At 43.4% G+C, this 19,152-nt stretch carries 15 protein-coding genes; 4 read left to right on the plus strand and 11 right to left on the minus strand.

The features are described from left to right. Positions 1-35: 35 nt before the first annotated feature. Positions 36-2,819, minus strand: coding sequence for an alanine--tRNA ligase (alaS, locus tag D0C36_RS03180; RefSeq protein ID WP_117390125.1), 2,784 nt, complete (start codon positions 2,817-2,819; stop codon positions 36-38). A gap of 130 nt (positions 2,820-2,949) precedes the next feature. On the opposite strand from alaS, the gene D0C36_RS03185 reads away from it, so the two are divergent. From D0C36_RS03185 to D0C36_RS03195, 3 genes are all read left to right on the plus strand, one after another. Beyond that, on the plus strand, positions 2,950-3,285 hold the full coding sequence (locus D0C36_RS03185; RefSeq protein ID WP_117390126.1) for a MerR family transcriptional regulator: 336 nt from the start codon (positions 2,950-2,952) through the stop codon (positions 3,283-3,285). 60 nt (positions 3,286-3,345) lie between these two features. Then, the gene (locus D0C36_RS03190; protein ID WP_117390127.1) at positions 3,346-5,415 is read left to right on the plus strand and encodes a ComEC/Rec2 family competence protein; all 2,070 of its coding nucleotides are present in this window, start codon (positions 3,346-3,348) and stop codon (positions 5,413-5,415) included. A gap of 75 nt (positions 5,416-5,490) precedes the next feature. Continuing rightward, on the plus strand, positions 5,491-6,135 hold the full coding sequence (locus D0C36_RS03195; protein ID WP_117390128.1) for a hypothetical protein: 645 nt from the start codon (positions 5,491-5,493) through the stop codon (positions 6,133-6,135). Positions 6,136-6,275: 140 nt separating this feature from the next. On the opposite strand, the gene D0C36_RS03200 is transcribed toward D0C36_RS03195, so the two are convergent. From D0C36_RS03200 to D0C36_RS03225, 6 genes are all read right to left on the minus strand, one after another. Beyond that, positions 6,276-6,524 carry a hypothetical protein gene (locus D0C36_RS03200; protein ID WP_117390129.1) on the minus strand — a complete coding sequence of 83 codons (249 nt, stop codon included), beginning with the start codon at positions 6,522-6,524 and terminating at the stop codon, positions 6,276-6,278. An 85-nt stretch (positions 6,525-6,609) separates the two neighbouring features. Beyond that, positions 6,610-7,221, minus strand: a complete 612-nt coding sequence (locus D0C36_RS03205; protein WP_117390130.1) for a hypothetical protein — start codon at positions 7,219-7,221, stop codon at positions 6,610-6,612. A 3-nt stretch (positions 7,222-7,224) separates the two neighbouring features. Continuing rightward, a complete protein-coding gene (bioA, locus tag D0C36_RS03210; RefSeq protein WP_117390131.1) occupies positions 7,225-8,490 on the minus strand; it encodes an adenosylmethionine--8-amino-7-oxononanoate transaminase in 1,266 nt (421 codons plus the stop codon). Beyond that, the gene (locus D0C36_RS03215) at positions 8,487-8,936 is read right to left on the minus strand and encodes an NUDIX domain-containing protein (RefSeq protein ID WP_117390132.1); all 450 of its coding nucleotides are present in this window, start codon (positions 8,934-8,936) and stop codon (positions 8,487-8,489) included. The genes bioA and D0C36_RS03215 overlap by 4 nt, the downstream gene beginning before the upstream one ends. Continuing rightward, positions 8,926-9,903: a cation diffusion facilitator family transporter gene (locus tag D0C36_RS03220; protein ID WP_117390133.1), complete on the minus strand. Its 978-nt coding sequence runs from the start codon at positions 9,901-9,903 to the stop codon at positions 8,926-8,928. The genes D0C36_RS03215 and D0C36_RS03220 overlap by 11 nt, the downstream gene beginning before the upstream one ends. Before the next feature lie 103 nt (positions 9,904-10,006). Next, positions 10,007-10,852, minus strand: a complete 846-nt coding sequence (locus tag D0C36_RS03225; protein ID WP_199501958.1) for a hypothetical protein — start codon at positions 10,850-10,852, stop codon at positions 10,007-10,009. Positions 10,853-11,041: 189 nt separating this feature from the next. Here D0C36_RS03225 and D0C36_RS03230 point away from each other — a divergent pair, with 189 nt between their 5' ends. After that, positions 11,042-12,235, plus strand: coding sequence for a pyridoxal phosphate-dependent aminotransferase (locus D0C36_RS03230; RefSeq protein ID WP_199501959.1), 1,194 nt, complete (start codon positions 11,042-11,044; stop codon positions 12,233-12,235). Positions 12,236-12,325: 90 nt separating this feature from the next. Here D0C36_RS03230 and D0C36_RS03235 read toward each other — a convergent pair whose 3' ends face one another. The 4 genes from D0C36_RS03235 to D0C36_RS03250 all read right to left on the minus strand — a co-directional run bounded on the left by D0C36_RS03235 (position 12,326) and on the right by D0C36_RS03250 (position 19,052). After that, positions 12,326-12,847, minus strand: a complete 522-nt coding sequence (locus D0C36_RS03235; protein ID WP_117390134.1) for a hypothetical protein — start codon at positions 12,845-12,847, stop codon at positions 12,326-12,328. 375 nt (positions 12,848-13,222) lie between these two features. Continuing rightward, positions 13,223-16,405 carry an efflux RND transporter permease subunit gene (locus D0C36_RS03240; protein ID WP_117390135.1) on the minus strand — a complete coding sequence of 1,061 codons (3,183 nt, stop codon included), beginning with the start codon at positions 16,403-16,405 and terminating at the stop codon, positions 13,223-13,225. Positions 16,406-16,470: 65 nt separating this feature from the next. Beyond that, on the minus strand, positions 16,471-17,622 hold the full coding sequence (locus D0C36_RS03245) for an efflux RND transporter periplasmic adaptor subunit (protein ID WP_117390136.1): 1,152 nt from the start codon (positions 17,620-17,622) through the stop codon (positions 16,471-16,473). Between the two features lie 50 nt (positions 17,623-17,672). Beyond that, positions 17,673-19,052: a TolC family protein gene (locus tag D0C36_RS03250; protein WP_117390137.1), complete on the minus strand. Its 1,380-nt coding sequence runs from the start codon at positions 19,050-19,052 to the stop codon at positions 17,673-17,675. Positions 19,053-19,152 lie beyond the last annotated feature (100 nt).

Below are 19,152 nucleotides of genomic sequence, written 5' to 3' on the forward strand. Positions count from 1 at the left end.
CGAAAAAGACCGCCTTGTGAGCGGTCTTTTTTGTTTTATGATATAAAGCTTTTGGCTTTATCTAAGGCGTTTGCTAAGCCGCCGGCATCGCTGCCGCCTGCCGTAGCAAAGAACGGCTGACCACCGCCCCCGCCTTTAACTTCTTTAGCCAGTTCTTTTACGATATTACCTGCATGCAGGCCTTTTTCCTTAACCAGGTTATCGGCTATCATTACCGTGATGTTCGGTTTTCCGTTTATTTCGGCTGCCAATACCAGGTAAAGGTTAGGAACAATATCCTTAAGCTGATAAGCCAGATTCTTGATGGCATCGGCATTTGGCAACTCCACGCGCTCGGCAATAAAGTTTACGCCGTTTATTTCCTGTGCTTTTTTAGCCAGATCATCTTTTAGGCCTGATGCCTTTAGCAATACGGCTTTTTCCTGCTCTTTCTTAAGGCGCTGATTTTCCTGTATCAGGTTCTCGATACTTGCAGAAAGGTCGGCGGGGTTTTTAAGCAGTTCTTTCAACCCTTTTATCTGCCTTGCCTGGTTCTGAATAAAATCCTGCGAGTGATAGCCGGTAATGGCTTCTATACGACGAACGCCTGCAGCTACCGCGCTCTCTCCGGTTATCTTAAAGAAACCTATCTCGGCTGTATTTTTTACGTGGGTACCACCGCAAAGTTCTTTGCTGTAGTTATCATCAAAAGTAATCACACGCACTCTGTCACCATACTTTTCGCCAAACAACGCAGTAACACCACTTGCTATGGCATCGTTGTACCATACGTTGCGTTCTTCTTTTAGCGGAATGCCTTCTCGTACCTTTTGGTTTACAATGCGCTCAAGCGATTCGATCTCGTCATCGGTAACCTTGGCGAAGTGCGAAAAGTCGAAACGCAGCTGATCCGGGTTTACCAGTGAGCCTTTTTGGTTAACGTGCTCGCCCAGCAATTCTTTAAGGGCAGCATGCAGCAAGTGCGTAGCCGAGTGGTTTGCATTGGTCATGATGCGGTGCCCCTGGTTTATACCTGCGTAAACGCGCGTAGGCATCGGGTTTGGCAATGTCCACTCTGCCGGGCCGTCCTCTGTATAATAAGGTTGCAACGTAGCGTAATGGATGATCAGTCCGTTTTCTTTTTTAGTATCAGTAACTTCAAAGGTAAGGTTGCCCTTGGTTTCGTCATACCACTCCGTTGTAATTACTCCTGTATCGCCTACCTGGCCACCACTTTCGGCATAGAAAGGGGTTTCGGCCAATACAAGTTGGTATTGCTTTTTACCGTTTGCGGTAACCGTGCGGTATTTCAGGATATCAGTTTGGGTATAAATTTCATCATAGCCAATAAAGTGAGTGTTATCGCCACCGCGAAGTACCACCCAATCACCAGTATCAACAGCAGTAGCTGCGCGTGAGCGTAGTTTTTGGGCCTGAAGAGCTTTTTCATAACCTTCGATATCAACTGTCCAGCCTTTTTCGCGGGCCATTAGCTCGGTAAGGTCGATAGGAAAACCGTAGGTATCGGATAACTCAAATGCAAAATTGCCTGAAAGTCTATGATTAGCTATATCCTCTGCGTTATTTCTTTTTGTATCATCAAGTTCGCGCATATCCGTTTCGGGATCCACTATATTGATTACCCCTATACGCTGTATAGGCAAAACATACTCATTAAATCTTCTAATACCAGCTGCCAAGGTACGCAGGAAAGCTGTCTCTTCTTCCAAAACAACCTTCTGAACAAAATCTTTCTGACTATACAGCTCATCAAACACACCCTTAAACTGCTCAGCCAACAACGGCACCAACTGATTAAAGAAAGGCTCCTTAAAGCCCAATGTCTGGTAGCTGTAACGCACCGCGCGGCGTAGTATCCTGCGGATAACGTAACCAGCCTTGTTGCTTGCCGGCAGCTGTCCATCGGCAATGGCAAAGCTTACCGCACGGATATGGTCTGCCAGTACGCGCATGGCCACTGCTGCTGCCCAATCCTCGTCGCCGGGTTTGGCGGCAGCATTGTATTTTATACCGCTTTTCTCAGCAATGAAAGAGATCATTGGCTGGAAAACGTCGCTATCATAGTTTGACGTTTTGCCTTGCAGTACGCGCACTAAACGCTCAAAGCCCATACCGGTATCCACGTGTTTGGCTGGCAACTGGTGCAGCGAACCGTCTTTAACACGGTTAAACTGCATAAATACGTTGTTCCAGATCTCAATCACCTGGTCGTGATCCGCGTTTACCAGTGTGGCACCGCTTACCTCAGCACGCTCGTTATCCGGGCGACTGTCAAAGTGGATCTCAGAACAAGGCCCGCAAGGGCCTGTCTCGCCCATCTCCCAGAAATTATCTTTCTTATTTCCGGGCAGGATATGGCTTTCATCTACAAACTGTTTCCACAGATCGAAGGTCTCGGTATCTTTTTCAAGGCCTTCCTTTTCGTCACCTTCAAAATAGGTTACGTACAGGCGGTTTTTATCAAGCTTATAAACTTCAGTCAGTAATTCCCAGCTCCAGGCAATGGCATCCTTTTTAAAATAGTCGCCAAAGCTCCAGTTGCCCAGCATCTCAAACATGGTGTGGTGATAGGTATCAACCCCTACCTCTTCCAGATCGTTGTGCTTACCGCTTACGCGAAGGCAACGTTGTGTATCTGCCACGCGAGGGGCTTTGGCCGGTGCTTCGCCTAAAAACACATCCTTAAACTGGTTCATACCTGCGTTGGTGAACATCAGTGTAGGGTCGTTTTTTACAACAATAGGTGCACTCGGCACAATTAAATGCCCTTTTGAGGCAAAAAAATCAAGAAAAGCTTTGCGTATTTCAGAAGCGGTCATAGTGGTGCAAATGTAGTCCGAAAGTCGGAAAGTCAGAAGTCCGAATGTATAAAAACTTTCCTTGTAGCTACTTCCGGACTTTCTATCTTCCAGACTTGCGGACTTCTTATCCAAAATCTTACATTTGCGTATGCCTTATAAAGATCGCGACATCACTAAAATGTATTATACCATGGGCGAGGTATCGGCCATGTTTGATGTGAATCAATCGCTTATTCGTTTTTACGAGAAGGAATTTGATGTTCTTACCCCAAAGAAGAACAAAAAAGGCAATCGCTATTTTACGCCCGAGGATATAGAGAACCTGAAGATCATTTTTCATCTTATCCGTGATAAAGGCTATACTTTACAAGGCGCTAAAGACCACCTGAAGAACGATAGTGGCAATACGCGCGATAACCAGCGCATTATTGATTCGCTTGAAAGTTTAAAAAGTTTCCTTTTAGAAGTACGTAACGAGTTGTAATAAAGCTTAGAACTGTTATTTTTATTCCGGCGATACCTTATCCAATTCACCGGTGTATAAATGATAGCCGCATACAAAGGCAAATTTCCTGCTGCTTTACTGCTTATACCCCTTATGACGGGTATTGGTTGTGCATTGGCTTTTCCTGATGAAGACAGATCTATCGCACTGATTCCATTTGTTGTATTGAGCATCGTATTCGCCTCGCTCAATTTCTTTTATCGGCCACTTAATGTTTATAAGTATGGATGGTTAGGCGGGGTGCTTATCCTAAGTATATTATTTACCTCAGGTTGGTATCTTATTTATCAGCGGAATGAGTTACACCAACCAGATCATTTCAGCAAGCAAAAAGCCGGCGAATTGCTGGTAAATATTACATCAGAGCCCAAAGTAAAAGACGATTTAGTTAGGTTTACGGCAGAGGTGGTTGCAGCCGTAAAAAATGATAAGCTTCATCAAACCAGCGGCACTATACTTATTACTATTAAAGACGAGCTCGCCAATAACCTATTCTACGGAGAGCAATTACTCATTCCTGCCAAATACGACAAAGTTGAGCCGCCTTATAACCCCGGCGAGTTTAACTATAAGCAATACCTGGCACACAAAAACATTTACTACCAGGCCTACCTTTACCCAAAGCAATACCGCGTGGTTGATGCAGGCAAAGGCAACCCGGCTATTTCTTTCGCCCTTGACATACGCCAGCGCCTGGTGAATAAGTTAAAGAGCAACATGCGTGACACTACGGCTATTGCCGTAGCCTCAACCCTTATACTCGGTTATAAAACAGATCTGAGCAATGATGTAATGCAGGCATATTCTAAAACCGGCACCATTCATATCCTGTCGGTATCCGGCGGGCATGTGGCTATCTTGCTGGCGCTCCTCTCCTTTCTGCTTGGCTTTATGAACCATCCCCGCACTAAAGTTACGAGGGCTATTATGATCATTTTGGTAATATGGGCTTATGCTTTGCTTACGGGCTTTTCTCCGGCAGTAAATCGTGCGGCACTGATGATAACGTTGGTCATAGCGGGTAAAACATACAGCAGGCATATCAGTAACCTGAACATACTGGCAGTATCGGCATTTGTGTTGCTGTTGTATGACCCGTATTTGCTGACGGATGTAGGCTTTCAGCTCTCCTACCTCGCCGTTGCGGGCCTGGTTGTCTTCCAACCTATTATTTACCAATGGTTTACATTCAAAAACAAAGCAGCTGATAAGCTTTGGATGGTCAGCTCGGTGTCTATCGCAGCGCAGGTGGCCACATTTCCGCTGAGTGCATATTATTTCCATCAATTCCCGGTTTATTTTTTGCTGAGCAACCTGCTTATTATTATCCCCGTTGCCGTTATTATGTACAGCGGACTGACCTTTCTGTTACTGCCGCAGATACCGTTTGTATCAAAAACACTGGGTTACATCCTTGAAAAAAGCATCCTGCTGATGAATAAAATGCTGGTGGTTATTGAACAGGCACCTTATGCAAGCTTTGGCAAAATATGGATAACTAAAACGGAGTTTATCCTGCTTAATATCATTATTGGCCTCGTTTTTTATTGCATCTACAAAAAAAGCAAAGGCGCTTTATTCGCGTCGCTGATAGGCGTATTGATATTCAGCTGCGGCATTTCGCTTAAAAAATTCAAAGCAGACAATACTAATCTTGTAACATTCTTAAATCTCCGCAAGCACCAAGGCATTGTTTTCAAACATGGCAGCAAAGGCGTTGTACTGACCGATCTGCCACAAAACGATAAAAATTTCCAATACGCCATACAGCCCTGTCTGGATAGTTTGCAGATAACCACTTATGAAGTACTACCGTTCAGCAGCACTATCAGCATTAACTATCTTTTAAAGAAAGATGCGCTTGTGTGGTTCCGAAATAAAAAGCTGTTGCTATTAAACGATAGCAGCCGTTTTAAGTCTATCCCCGCAGATATGCTAATAGATAAAGCTTACTTGAGCAATAATACCGCACCCGACACCACACTGGCCAATGTGCCATTAATAATTGATGGTACTAACAGCAAGGTTTATATTGAGCATTTGAAACAGGATGGCAAAAAATATGCGTTATTAAAGCGTAACAAAGCTTTGGTATTGCTATCTAATTAACAATTATGATAATTTATCATAAAAAATTTTGCACTCAGTTAATTACACACTAAATTGTATTCTCAAATTAAAACTATGAAGAGTAAATTATTTACCGCTGCATTGGGCCTTGTGCTTTCTGCAACCGCAATGAACGCCAGCGCTCAAAAAGCTTATAAAGAAGGCGTTATTACTATCGGCAGTACCATACAGGGACAAAGCGTAGAGATCAAAACCTGGTTTAGGGCTGATTCAAGCGCTACTACTTTCAACGCAGGCCCCGCCGCTATTAAGGTATTAACAGATAAAGATGCCAAATCAATGGCTGTATTGGTTGATGTGCCTGTAGCATCGATAAAAAAAGCGGCTATTGCAAGCCCTGCTGAAATTGAAGAAGAACAAGCTAAATTACCTGTTTTCGCTTTCACTCCGGGTACTGAAACAAAAGTTATCAGCGGTTTTAATTGCAAAAAAGTGGTAGCTAAAGACTCCAAAAGTGGCAAAACATACGATATATGGATAACTAATGATATTACTTTACCACCAATAGGTGGTGCAAAAGTTTATGCTAAAGCAGGTGGCGTGCCTATCCAATATGCTACTTTCCAGAACGGACAAGCTGCTGAAGTAACCGTTAAAAGCATAGTAGAGCAAAAAGTTCCTGCGGGCACTTTCGGTATCCCCGCCGATTTTGACAAGATCACCCTTGACGATCTGAAATCAATGGGCGGCGGTAATTAAAACATACAAAATACTACCAATAAAAAAGGTAAGCCCAAGGGCTTACCTTTTTTATTGGTTATGTAAACATTGAAAACATTCAGCTTATTTGGATGAATATTTTCAATGTAAAAAAGCTGGTTAAATTAAATATAACTGGATTAGGTAACTATAGGTGTGCCGATATAAGTTAATTCGGCATTTCCGTTGTCATAAATAGTTAAAAGCCAAAGCTTGCCGTTATCTTCAAAAACGAAATAACGAGGCTTTTGGTTAATGTTTTCTTTAAATGTTATTTTTGATGTTGCAAATGAAGAGTTGCTCTTAACTTTCATTACTTTAGAAGCAGCTACAGCATTTGTGGCAATAGTGCTTATTGCAAGCAGAGATAATAAAAAAAGCTTTTTCATAATTTTAAGGATTTAGGATTAATAAAATACCAGCTATTTCACGCTAATATATATTAAATAAAACGCAAAATAATCTACTCTACTCTTATTTATTCAACTCAGCGTTTAAACCCCTAACCCAAAGGTTAAATAAATTAGTCTCCATCTCCACAGCTTTTTGCGCGTGCATCTCCCATTGCGGCGAAAAATGCTTTAATTGATTGATCATCTCTTCCAGGTGGCCTTCTTCTTCCAGGATGATTGATTTTACATTCACTTTGCTGCCTGCCGCATCAAGGGCGTCCTGGTAAACAGGGTAAAGTTCATCAGCACGTACCTCAATAGCGTATGTTACCAGCAAATATGCTGCAAAACGTAACTCTGCACCGCTAAGGCCTAATTCTTTTTTAAGGTAACGGCAAACATCAATATCAAGCTGGTGAAGGTAATATTTGCTATCGGCAGGTGCAACCAGGTATTCGGTTGAATATGTAGGGCAAAGATCTTTACCCGCTTTTTCTATTTGTTTCTTCAGATAAAACGCATGGCGGTGTTCTTCGGCAGCGTGTTTAAGGATGATGTAGGTAACAGTAACAGGGTCTTCGCTGGCCGAGATCTTACGGGCGCCGGTATTTTCCATCAGCGACAGCGTATTTAACCAGCGTGCATGCAACTGATTATCGGCAATTATTTTAGGCAGTAAGGTAGATAGTTCCATAATTTAAATAGTATCGAGCGCTTGCTCAATGGCAGCGTAAATGTAGTCCAGTTCTGCATCAGTAATGCAATACGGGGGTAAAATATAGATGATATTCCCCAGCGGGCGCAATATAATGCCTTTATCTAAAAAGAAGTGATAAAGCTTATCGCGCAGGTTGCTGAAGTATGAGGTGTTATTACCCGTTTCCCATTCCATAGCCAGTATAGTACCCGTTTGGCGATAGGTGGCAATACGTTTATGGTCTTTTATCTTTTCAGCAAAAGCCTCATGACGGGCAACTATCTTATCGATATTTTGCTGGGTGGCCGTGTCTAAAAACAAATCTAAACTGGCTAAAGACGCCGCACAAGCAACGGGATTAGCGGTATAAGAATGCCCGTGAAAAAGCGTTTTCATCTTATCGTCAGATAAAAAAGCATTGTATATTTCCTGCGTACAGGTTGTTAAACCGAATGCCATGGTACCGCCAGTCAATCCTTTAGAAAAACACATGATGTCCGGCTGGGTTTGCACATGGTTGCAGGCAAATGGTTTACCCGTACGGCCAAAACCGGTGAATACCTCATCATCTATCAGCAACACACCCTCTCGTTTGCAATGTGCCATTAAAGTTTCCAGATGGCGTGCTTCGTACATGATCATCCCTGCTGATCCTTGTACCAGCGGCTCGAAAATAAAGCAGGCTAACTGAGATTTGAGATGCGAGATCTGAGATTTGAGACTATCAACGTTATCGTCGGTAGGCAGATCGATAAACTCTACCTCGAACAATAAGCTATCGAAAGCAGCGGTAAAAGCACTCCTGCCACTAACGGACATGGCACCGAAGGTATCGCCGTGATAGGCATTCTTGAAGGCTAATATCTTTGTGCGCTGCTCGCCCTTGTTGTGCCAGTACTGCAGGCACATTTTTATAGCCACCTCAATAGCGGTTGAGCCATTGTCAGAATAGAAAGCTTTCTTTTGATTATCAGGCAGGATAGCTAAAAGCCGCTCGGCCAGTTCAACTGCGCCGGGATGGGTAAAGCCGGCAAATATCACATGCTCAAGTCGGGTCAATTGCTCAGCTACTTTTTGAGCAATGTAAGGGTGCGAATGCCCGTGAATATTTACCCACCATGATGATACGGCGTCGATATATTTTTTACCGTCCTCGTCAAATACACAGGTACCCTCGCCACGCACTATCGGGATAGGCGGTTGGGCGGTTTTCATTTGAGTATAGGGGTGCCATATTACGGCAAGGTCGCGTTCTGATAAATTCATAGGCTTTTAATTAATAGCTCAGCCACGTGCTGGTCTATCGGGAAAGTAAAATCTTCAACGGTAAGTTCGCTCAGTTTAACCCAGCGAAAGGATTGCAGAATATCTCCTTCACCGTCAAAATCAAACACATTGGTTTTGATGATAAAACGCAGATCAGAGACAGCCTTAACGGTATAATAAACACTGATGATCTGCGAATCGTTAAAGGCTGATTTTACAAAGAAATCCGTAGTGTAAAAATGGTCGACTATCTCAATTTCAGTATTGCATTCTTCAACAAACTCGCGCTTAAGGCCTTCAATCAGGCCTTCGCCGTATTCTAAGCCGCCACCGGGCAGTTTGGTAAAACGCATACCCTGCTCCTGCTCGTCGCTTATCAGCAACTCATTATTATCGTTAATGAGCAGGCCATAAACCCGCACATTGAAAAAACCTTTACTGCTCATAATGTTTCTTGTTTGCCATCACGTTCTCTAAAGTCCATGGTATATCCTCGCGTTTGGCCTCGCTGCGTATAGGGCAGTTAGGCATGCTGCAGTAGTGGCAGCAATACGGCAGACAGGGGTCGGTGTGGATAAAGAACTCCGTACGGATACCAGCATTCTCGTTGATCAGTTTATCTACCAGTTTAACCTCATCATGCACCCTGTTCAGGTCGAAGTAATTTGGTAGCGTTAAATGGCAATCGATATGCAATTCGTGGCCATATTTCTGTGCACGCAGGTTGTGGATATCTATCCATTCCTCGTGGCGTTGCTCGCTCAATACTTTTACTACTTCGGTAACAATATCAAAGTCGGTTTCATCCATCAAACCTGCTACCGAACGGCGAATGAGTTTATAACCGGTAAATACAATATAAATACCCACTAAAATTGACAGTGCGCTATCCAGCCAAAGTATTTTGGTAAAGTAGATAAGCAATAAGCCCACTACTAAACCAGCGCTGGTAACAGTATCTGTCAATAAATGACGGCCATCAGCCTCAATAGTGATAGATGGGATGGATTTACCTTTCTGGATCATGTAATAGCCCAGCAAACCGTTTACTAAGCCAGTAACGCCGATGATGCTGGCACCCAACAACAGATCATGGATTTCCTCGGGATTAAAAAAGCTATAAGCCGATTTTAGGATGATCATCACCCCGGCAATGCCTATCAGCGCACCTTCAATAAATACTGAGAAAAACTCTACTTTACCGTGCCCGTAAGGGTGATTTTCATCACGCGGCATTGATGCCAGGTAAATACTGTAAAACGCAAAACCACTGGCCACAACGTTCACAATGCTTTCGGCAGCATCAGTCAGTACAAAGTTGGAGTTGGTAAGCAGGTAGGCGCTAAACTTTAACACCATTAAGATGATGCCGGTAATTAACGAGACGAGGATTATCCGTTTTTGCTGTTTCAAAACCTGCTTTTATTTGGATGGGCAAACTTAGTAAAATTTACCCTTGAGCGCGCTCTGAAATTGTAACGATTGAGTTAGTGGATGGTTTAAAGAGATTTAAATATCAGAAACCCGACACCAATATATTTAAAGCGGTTGACTGGCTGCACTTTTGATATTTAACGTAAGCAGCCACTGCCCTGTTTCTTATTTGCTTATTAGACTCATTATTAAGATAACCCGTTATCGCATCATGCAGAGTATACGCTTCCGGGCACATCAGGCTGGCCGTCCACACTAAAGGTTTGGCTTTCGCATTCTTTATAAAATAACCGAAATATTTTTGACTGGTACAGGCCAATATAATGCAGTCGCGGGTTTTGCCATCAGCATTATTGAACTTATCGCTAAGGCTAAAGTTCATTAAGCCATCGTGACCTATATAGGATAGCAATTGGGCATTTCCACCAATGCCAATCACCTTATCTTTATAATGCACGGTATCTTTCAGTTGTCCTGCACAGCTGAACAGAAACTCTTCTGTTGTTTTTTCAATGGTTCTCCCATCCCAGGCATCGGCAACCAGATAAACGTTTTGCTTGCGGTGCTTGTAGATAACACGCTCTAACAACTGGTTCTTCTGCTTACGTTTTTGCAGCAATTGCCAATCTTTACTTTTATTAAAGTAGGTACGCACACCATTATCACATCCCCAATACAGGTTGGTTTCGGGGTCTTGTCCATTACCTATGGCTTTGGGTACGGGTACAATTCCCTGGTATTTATTATCGCATAAGGCAACAAATACATGGATAACTTTGGCTGATGGATCCGTGTACGCGATATTCTTAAGCTTTGCTGAACCTTTAACCGCGTTACCTTCCACAGGTTTATCTGCGGCCGGTTGCGTGCACCCGCAAATACCTACGATAGACAACAGGATTAATGCGGTGTTTGCAAAGCGGTGCATAAGGCTTTAGTTTAAGCCAATATAACTAAATAATATAACATCATCCTGGCCTGCCGCATTATCAATTCGTTTATGCATCCCCCTTAATTACATCCCGATTTATCATTTTCTTAAAAGTTAGTAAATCAACAGGGTCTTCGGCCCATGGGCAAACTAATTTTTTATATTTGCCGCACTAACATAAATTATATGAGCGCATTAAGTAACAGGATAAACAACCTGTCAGAATCTCAGACCATTAAAATGGCAAAAATGGGCCGCGAACTGGCGGCTAAAGGCGTAGATGTGATAAGCCTTAGTTTTGGTGAACCCGATTTTCATACCCCTGAGTATGTAAAGGATGCTGCCAAGACCGCCATGGATAAGAACTTTACTTACTACACCCCTGTTGCGGGCTACCCAGATCTGCGCAAGGCTGTTGTAAAGAAGCTGAAGGATGAGAACAACCTGGATTATACTGATACGCAAATTGTAGTTTCAACCGGTGCTAAACAAGCTATTGCCAACGCGGTACTTTGTTTGGTTAACCCCGGCGAAGAAGTTATTATCCCTACTCCTTACTGGGTATCATATTCTGAGGTAGTTAAACTGGCCGAAGGCGTAAGCGTTTTCATTGATACTACTGTTGAAACCAATTTTAAAATTACACCTGAGCAATTAGAGGCAGCTATTACGCTAAAAACTAAACTGTTCATGTTTTCATCACCATGTAACCCAACGGGTAGCGTTTACAGCAAAGATGAACTGGAAGGTTTGGCTAAAGTATTTGAGAAAAACCCTCATGTATACATCATGAGTGATGAGATATACGAGCACATCAACTTTATTGGTGGCCACGAATCTATTGCGCAGTTTGAGAGCATTAAGGACCGCGTAGTGATCATCAACGGTTGGTCTAAGGCATTTGCCATGACAGGCTGGAGAATTGGTTACACTGCATCAAACAGCGAATTTGCAGCTGCTTTTGATAAGATGCAGGGGCAGGTTACCTCAGGTACTTGCTCTATCACCCAAAAAGCTGGTGTTGCCGCTTATGAAGGTGGTTTAGAAACCGTTCACCAAATGCGCGATGAGTTCCAGAAACGCCGCGACCTGGTTTACGGCTTATTAAAAGATATCCCGGGTATTGAGGTTAACCTGCCCGATGGTGCTTTCTACTTCTTCCCTAACGTTACTGCATTCTTCGGCAAAAGCTACAATGGCAAAACCATTAAAGATGCCGATGAACTATCTATTTTCCTGTTAGAAGAAGCGCACGTTGCTACTGTAGGTGGCGATTCATTCGGTGATAAAAAATCTATCCGTATCTCTTACGCAGCTGCAGAAGATAAATTGGTAGAAGCAGTAAGCAGAATTAAAGCTGCACTGGCGAAGTTAGTCTGAACCCGAATTAATTGAATTGAAAGAATTAAAAAAGCCCTTCCGGATATTCGGAAGGGCTTTTCTTTTAACTTATTCTCTTAGTAGGTTTGGTTACAATGGGAAACCGTAAGCTATGCGCAGGCCAACTGTACCGTAGTTGTTGCTTTGGCCAGAGAAGTTCTCGTAACGCGCACCTACATCCCAGCTACTGTTAGCCCAACCAATACCTGGTGATGCGATCAGCTTGGTGTTACCATTTTCACGGGTTTCAAAACCGGCACCTATCTCAGCACCTAAGTAGATATTGTTAGCTACGAAAGCTTTGATACCAGCTTTAACCGGTACTATACCTAAATCATCGCCTTTAATGCCATTTACTTCTTTAGCGAAGAAATTATAGTAACCTGATGTTAATGATAACGCTACGTTTGAGCCAAGGCCATATTGTAGGCGGGCAGTACCACCTAAACCAAAGTTAGAGCCTGTATGCAGATCACCAACCGGTGCTAAACCTTCTACACCTATACCTAATCTCCAGTTACTTTTTGGAGTGGTTTGTGCGTTTACATTTGTTCCGATAAATAAAGCTGCTGCGGTAAATGCTGCAGCTATCAGTTTGTTTACTTTTTTCATTGTCGTGTTGTTTTAGATTAAACAATATTTCAATTGTGATATACCCCCTTAATCAAATACTTTGCCAATTAATGCCAAATGCATGCAAAACAATACAGCGACAGCTAAGGACTAATGTTAATTTTTACACGTGAAAATATAATTTATATACTGATAATCAATTTGGTTCATCGGTTTTAAAGGGCTTAATTACGCTTTTGAAAGCTATATGAAATAATATTGGTCTGCATATTTTTTCGTGTATGATATGATACAAAAGTGTATGGTGATAGATATAGCATAGATATCAGGCCTTGTAATTTTCATCTCTTTTTCATGCCATTCTAATCAAATACCAACAAAAAAGTCCCAACTAATGAGTCGGGACTTTGAATATTATTGACTGTCGTGGTCGAGATGCGGATCGGGCTTATAATTTTTCTCAAGCTCGGCCAGCTTTTCTTTGCCATAGGCAAACTTTGTAATGATATAGTATAATACCGGTACGATGAATATAGCTAAGGATGTTGCGGCCAACATACCACCAAACACCGTCCAACCGATAGTTTTACGCGACTCGGCACCTGCACCTGATGCAAATAGCAATGGCACAACACCCAGGATAAACGCAAGCGATGTCATCACAATAGGGCGCAAACGGAGCCTTACTGCTTCTAATGTTGCTTTCTCCAGTTCCATACCTCTATCTACACGCTCTTTGGCAAACTCCACAATAAGGATGGCATTCTTAGCAGCCAAACCTATCAGGGTAATCAAACCTATCTGCGCGTAAACGTTGTTGGTTAGTTTTGGCCAAAAGGTAAGGAACAATATCGCGCCAAACGCACCAAGCGGTACAGCTAACAATACCGAGAACGGTACCGACCAGCTCTCATACAACGCGGCCAGGAACAGGAATACGAATACGATAGATAATATGAATATGTATACGGTTTTAGATCCCGATAGCAATTCCTCGCGGCTTAAGCCCGAGAACTCGTAACCGTAACCTTGCGGCAGGTTCTGCGCAGCAACTTCCTGCAAGGCCTTAATAGCGTCGCCGCTACTGTAACCCGGTGCAGCGTTACCGTTTATCTCTGCAGAACGGAACAAGTTATAGTGCGATATCAGCGGTGCATTTTCTATTACCTTATAAGTAGTAAGCGTGCTTAATGGCACCATGGCACCAGCATCATTACGTACAAAGTATTGGCCAATGTTGCCAATGCTGGTACGGTAGTTAGTATCTGCCTGTGTAACTACCCTGAAGTTACGACCGTAGATGGTAAAGTCGTTAACGTAAGAGCTACCCATGTATGTTTGCAGGGCGTTATTTACGTCAGATAGCTTTACACCCAGCTTTTTGGTCTTCTCACGGTCTATGGTGAGCTGGTAAGCCGGTGTATGCGCAGTAAAGAATGAGAAAGCTTTAGATATCTCAGGGCGCTTATTAACCTCGGCCAAAAAACCTTGCAGTACCTTCTCAAAGTTAGTGATCTCACCGCCTGCTTCCTTTTCTTGCAAGATGAACGAGAAACCGCCCGTATTACCCAAACCCGGAATTGCCGGCGGAGATATTACCACCACACTTGCCTCTTTGGTTTTAGAAAGCTTTTTCTGCATGATACTGATCAGCGAGTCTTTCTGTGTCTCAGGGGTTTTACGCTCGTCCCAAGGTTTTAGCTGAACGAATATGGTAGCACTGTTTGATTTGGTTGCAAAGTTAACCGCGTTTAAGCCGCCCAACGCTGCATAGTGATTTATACCCGGGATGCTGTCCAATTGCTTCATCATCGTGTGCAATACATCTACGGTACGCTCAGTTGCAGAACCTTCAGGTAAGTCGTAAGTGATAATGATACGCCCCTCATCTTCCAAGGGTATGAAACCTGATGATTTACCCTTAAACAGTAGGATAGTTCCAATAATGATACACACCAATACGATAATAACGTACTTAGAGCCTTTGATGCTCTTATCAACAGCGTTACGGTAACGGCCCGTTACCCTATCAAACCATTGGTTGAATTTGTAGAAGAACTTATTTAAACCACCAGAGTTCTCATCAATCTTATGCGGACGTAATAATAAGGTACACAATGCAGGTGTAAGCGATAACGCCACGAAAGCCGAGATCAATACCGAAATAGCGATGGTGATAGCGAACTGTTGGTACAGCCTGCCCACAATACCCGGCACAAAACCTACCGGCACAAATACCGCCGCCAGGATCAATGCAATGGCAATTACCGGTGCCGAGATCTCCTTCATGGCTTCATGCGTAGCATCCTTAGGGCTCATGCCGTTCTCGTCCATGTTATGCTGCACGGCCTCAACCACTACGATCGCATCATCTACCACAATACCTATGGCGAGTACGAAACCGAAGAGGGTAAGCGTATTGATGGTAAAGCCTAACGGGATGAAGAAGATGAACGTACCTACAATAGATACAGGGATAGCCAATACCGGAATAAGTGTTGTGCGCCAGTTTTGCAGGAATAAGAACACCACCACAATTACCAGCCCCAAAGCAATAACCAAAGTCTCGATCACCTCATGCAATGATACACGCACCACAGTTACCGACTCAAATGGCACCACATAAGCAATATCCTTAGGGAACGACTTTTTAAGCTGTTCCATAGTTGCAGTTACGTTATCAGCAGTTTCGATAGCGTTGCTACCCGGTGCCTGGTATATCAACAGGTATGAAGCTCTTTTGCCATCAATAAATGAGTTACCTGCGTAGTTAAATTTACCTAACTGCACACGGGCTACATCTTTAAGGTGAACTATAGTACCACTGCTCGGGATAGTTTTTACAACTATATTTTCAAATTCTTCTGGCTTTACTAAACGGCCTTTTACCAATACGGTGTACTCAAAGGTTTGCCCTTTGGTTTGTGGTGTAGCACCTACCGTACCTGCGGCTACCTGCGCGTTCTGCTCTGATAACGCAGCGGTAACATCGGCGGCTGTCATGCCAAGGGCTGCAAGTTTATCAGGCTTAAGCCAAATACGCATACTAAAATCATCGGCGCGTGTAAATACGTCGCCCACACCTTTAGTACGCAACAGAGCATCCTTAACAAATATATTAGCGTAGTTGTCAGTAAACGTTACGTCGTGGGTGCCATTGGGTGCATACAAAGCCACAAGCATCAATATACTTGGGTTACGTTTACGCACTGTTAAACCTAAACGCTGTACTTCTTGCGGTAGGGTTGGCTGTGCAATACCTACACGGTTCTGCACGTCCAAAGCAGCAATATTAATGTCTGTACCCACTTCAAAGTTAACGGTCATGCTCATTTGGCCGTTACCTGTGCTGTTACTTTGCAGGTAGGTCATGCCGGGTGTACCGTTTACCTGCACCTCTACCGGGGTAGCTACGGTTTGTTCAACCGTTAACGCATCAGCACCGGTGTAGTTACCGGTAACCTGTACGGTTGGCGGCGTAATTTCAGGGTATTGCCCAATAGGCAGGCTCGATATAGCCAGCACCCCTACTATGAGGATCACCAGCGATATCACGATTGCGGTTACCGGGCGTCGTATAAAAGTATCTGCGATCATTGTTTATGTCTTTTTTCGGTAGTTGCGGCAGGGCCGCCAAATAACTTTAGTTCTTGATGTCGGTACTACTTAGCTTGTGCACCGGCCTTAGCACCATCCTTACCTTGCGCAGCAGCGCCTGCAGGTGGGCCAAGTGTTATTTTGCCGCCATCGCGTAAGCGTTGGAAACCTTCTGTTATCACCTTATCGCCTTGTTGCACGCCATCCATAATAACTACGTTAGCTTGTATGCGTGGGCCTAAAACAACTTTACGTTGCTCGGCCACAGTATCTTTGGAGATAAACACAAAGAACTCGCCCATTTGCTCGGTAATAGCTTTGTAAGGGATCTGTACACGGTTACCAGAATTATCATTCAGTACTTGTAGCACGCCGCTCATACCATCTTTTAACTCATCGTTAGGATTGGCAAACTCAACACGCACTTTTATGCTACCGCTTTGGTCAGTTACACCACGATCAATAGCGAATATCTTACCTGTTTTATTATAAATATTGCCATCAGCCAGTTGCAACTTGAATGTTGTGTCTGTATAGGCTTTTTGAAGTTTATAAAAACGGTTAATGTCTTGCTCATTCACCACCACATCAATACCTATAGGATTACCGCTTGATATAGTGTTTAATAAGGTAGTACCCGGACTAACCTGTGCGCCCAGCTTAACCTGCGATATACCAATGCGGCCGGTGAATGGTGCACGGATAGTAGCGTAAGAAAGATCGGTACCGGCAGATTCAACACCTGCTTTTGCAACCGCCACCTGGCTTTTTGCAGTTTCGTAAGCTGCGGCAGCCTGGTCAACCGTTTGGCGGGCAACGGCATCATTCTTTAACAACATATCATAACGGTCAATATCCTTTTGCGCTTTGCTAAGGTTTGCTTTAGCGCTTATGAGGTTTGCCTGTGCCTGCTGATAGGCAGCTTCGTACTTACGCTTATCTATCTCATATAAAGGCGTGCCCTTGGTAACTACTGTACCTTCTTTAAAGAATATACCGGTAATAAAGCCCGATACCTGGCTACGCAATTCAACATTGTTAAGCGCAACAACGGTACCCTGGTATTTATCGTAATACAAGGCGTCGGCCTTTTTGGCCTCAATAACATTTACCGGGGTTGGTGGCATAGCAGCGGCTTGCTTACCGGATTTGCTTTTACAGGCAGATACCGACAATAAAGCAAGCGCGGCGATGCAGTAATTATATGTGTTTTTCATTTTATGTGTTGTCTCGTGTTGAGTGATGATGTTTGAGTTTTCTTGAGTTTTTATTGTACAGGTAAAGTACCTAATGATCGTTGCAGATCTATCTTGCTTGCCAGCAACTGGAACAAGGCGTTATAGTAATTAAGCTCGGCAGTACGCAGATCGGCCTGGGCTACAATAACATCCAGGTAAGTTTTTATCCCCTCGCGATATTGCAGATCAACTACCTTATATACATCGTTAGCTAAAGCCACGTTCTCGTTTAAAGCTTTCCAGTTTGCATAAGCGCCTTTATAATTAGCCAATGCCTGCGTATATTCTGTATTGATAGAATTACGGCTGTTGATCAGGTCAAGATCGGTACGTTCAACCTGCAGGCGTGCTTTTGCCAAATTCTGCAAACGTTTACCACCCTGAAAGATTGGGATACTCAAAGTTAACCCTGCAAATGAGGTAGGAAATGCATCGTTGTACAATTTGGAGAAATTATCATTAAAATAAGCCAGGCTGTAACCCCCAATTGCTGATATAGATGGCAAAAAGCCCCATTTATAATAAGATACATTTACAATATCCAGGTTCTTTTGCGTTTGCAGCATGCGGTATTCAACACGGCTGGCATAATTAAGCACCTGGTTAGTGTCTATCATGGCTTCGGCTTGCAATGCGGCAGAATCATACGATAAACTCAGCTTACGGTCGGGGTTAAAGCCCATCACCTGTTTAAGGTAAGCCGATTTACTTTTAATAGCTTCCTCGGTTTGCTTTTGCGATGCTAATGAGTTATTCAGCGCTATAGTAGCTTGTTTGTAATCGGTTTTATCAACCACGCCTGCCTGATAGCGCGAGTAAGCATCCTTTAAACTGCGGCGAAGCCTTACAATATCTTCTTTAATAATATCCAGCTGGCGTTGTGATAACAGTACATCGTAAAATGCTTTGCTCACATCACTCACTACATTGATCTTCGCACTCTCGGTATTATCCTTATAGTATAATCTCGAGTATTTTGAAGCTTTAGAAGCTTGTAATACCTCGTTATTGTATAGCACCTGGCTTGCTGATGCACCTAAGGTTGATGTATTATGTGCTATTGCCAGATTCTGCTGCGTTGTGCCGCCTGTACCAGTTCCGGTGCCACCAGTACCAGTGCCTGTACCTACACCGCCGGCTATAAACGCCGGGCGTTGAAAATAGTGCTGGTACTGATTGCTTGATGTTACCTGTGGCAACCAGGCTGATAATGCGATTTTGATATCGCGCTCGTTGATCTGTTCATCAATGTTGGCCTGTTTTAACTGCGGTTGGTTGCGCAAGGCAAACTCAATGCTTTGTTGAAGTGTTATAACAGCCGCGCCGGTATCAGGCTGCGTTTGTGCAAACAATGCTACAGGTAAAAAAAGCGTTATATTAGTGAGGAAAAAGTAACCAATTTTTTTCATAAGTGCTTAGATGCGAACCTTTAAAACGAAGATCAGACACAAAGGTTTTGCGCCTTATTCATTAAAAAAATATTAGGATTGGCGAATATGATATTATTCT

Source organism: Mucilaginibacter conchicola (assembly GCF_003432115.1).
GTDB classification, from domain to species: domain Bacteria; phylum Bacteroidota; class Bacteroidia; order Sphingobacteriales; family Sphingobacteriaceae; genus Mucilaginibacter; species Mucilaginibacter conchicola.

Excerpts from the sequence above, each read along its gene's own strand:
- D0C36_RS03185 (WP_117390126.1), top strand. The coding sequence starts at position 2,950 with ATGCCTTATAAAGATCGCGACATCACTAAAATGTATTATACCATGGGC.
- bioA (WP_117390131.1), bottom strand. The coding sequence starts at position 8,490 with ATGAATTTATCAGAACGCGACCTTGCCGTAATATGGCACCCCTATACT.
- D0C36_RS03215 (WP_117390132.1), bottom strand. The coding sequence starts at position 8,936 with ATGAGCAGTAAAGGTTTTTTCAATGTGCGGGTTTATGGCCTGCTCATT.
- D0C36_RS03245 (WP_117390136.1), bottom strand. The coding sequence starts at position 17,622 with ATGAAAAACACATATAATTACTGCATCGCCGCGCTTGCTTTATTGTCG.
- alaS (WP_117390125.1), bottom strand. The coding sequence starts at position 2,819 with ATGACCGCTTCTGAAATACGCAAAGCTTTTCTTGATTTTTTTGCCTCA.
- D0C36_RS03195 (WP_117390128.1), top strand. The coding sequence starts at position 5,491 with ATGAAGAGTAAATTATTTACCGCTGCATTGGGCCTTGTGCTTTCTGCA.
- D0C36_RS03235 (WP_117390134.1), bottom strand. The coding sequence starts at position 12,847 with ATGAAAAAAGTAAACAAACTGATAGCTGCAGCATTTACCGCAGCAGCT.
- D0C36_RS03225 (WP_199501958.1), bottom strand. The coding sequence starts at position 10,852 with ATGCACCGCTTTGCAAACACCGCATTAATCCTGTTGTCTATCGTAGGT.
- D0C36_RS03200 (WP_117390129.1), bottom strand. The coding sequence starts at position 6,524 with ATGAAAAAGCTTTTTTTATTATCTCTGCTTGCAATAAGCACTATTGCC.
- D0C36_RS03190 (WP_117390127.1), top strand. The coding sequence starts at position 3,346 with ATGATAGCCGCATACAAAGGCAAATTTCCTGCTGCTTTACTGCTTATA.
- D0C36_RS03205 (WP_117390130.1), bottom strand. The coding sequence starts at position 7,221 with ATGGAACTATCTACCTTACTGCCTAAAATAATTGCCGATAATCAGTTG.
- D0C36_RS03250 (WP_117390137.1), bottom strand. The coding sequence starts at position 19,052 with ATGAAAAAAATTGGTTACTTTTTCCTCACTAATATAACGCTTTTTTTA.
- D0C36_RS03230 (WP_199501959.1), top strand. The coding sequence starts at position 11,042 with ATGAGCGCATTAAGTAACAGGATAAACAACCTGTCAGAATCTCAGACC.
- D0C36_RS03240 (WP_117390135.1), bottom strand. The coding sequence starts at position 16,405 with ATGATCGCAGATACTTTTATACGACGCCCGGTAACCGCAATCGTGATA.